The organism is Rhizobium ecuadorense, from assembly GCF_001187535.1.
Classification (GTDB): domain Bacteria; phylum Pseudomonadota; class Alphaproteobacteria; order Rhizobiales; family Rhizobiaceae; genus Rhizobium; species Rhizobium ecuadorense.
Genome location: NZ_LFIO01000648.1, coordinates 1 through 211, shown reverse-complemented (window position 1 = coordinate 211; position 211 = coordinate 1). Strand labels below are relative to the sequence as shown.

Sequence of the window (211 nt, the reverse complement as noted above, 5' to 3'; positions counted from 1 at the left end):
TCGCTGCAAGCTCCCGCAAAAGCCGGACCCGAACGCGGGCAGCCTCCTCGGGGTCATGTTCGAAACCGTTGTACCAGTCGGGGTGGTCGAACCCGACCGCGAACACGGCGTCGCCGGCAAACATCAGACGGTCGTTGCCTGAGGCCACGCGGACCACGCTGTGCCCAGGGGTGTGCCCGCCGGTACGAGAGACGACCACGCCCGGCGCTAC

Annotated in this window: 1 protein-coding gene; it reads right to left on the bottom strand. The window is 68.2% G+C overall.

Annotation, left to right across the window (positions count from 1 at the left end):
- On the bottom strand, positions 1 to 211 hold a 211-nt coding region (locus AF337_RS12715), incomplete at both ends, for an MBL fold metallo-hydrolase (protein ID WP_152971036.1).